Genomic DNA, 242 nt, shown 5'->3' with positions numbered 1-242 from the left:
CGCAGGCCCAGGATAAGGAAATCCGCATTGGTGCGTTGATCGCAGCCTCGGGGCCAACGGCCTTCATCGGCGCATCACAGAAGAACGCCTTCGAGATGCTCGTCGAACAGATCAATGCGCGCGGCGGCATGGCCGGTAACAAGATCAGGCCGTTCCTCTACGACACCGAAGGCAACGGCACAATCGCGGCCCAGCAGTTCCGCCGCCTAATAGATTCAGACAAGGTGCATGTTGTGGTCGGC

General features: G+C 59.9%; 1 protein-coding gene. It reads left to right on the top strand.

Features of this window, described 5'->3' with window-relative positions; translation table 11 throughout:
• Positions 1–242 (top strand): ABC transporter substrate-binding protein (locus tag KB213_RS12265; protein ID WP_211683534.1); only part of this gene is annotated, 242 nt, incomplete at both ends.

Origin of the sequence: Neokomagataea anthophila, assembly GCF_018122595.1 — a bacterium.
In the GTDB taxonomy this organism is placed as follows: Bacteria; Pseudomonadota; Alphaproteobacteria; order Acetobacterales; family Acetobacteraceae; genus Gluconobacter; species Gluconobacter anthophilus.
The sequence above is the reverse complement of the archived record's forward strand: the minus strand, read 5'-3'. Positions and strand labels throughout refer to the sequence as shown.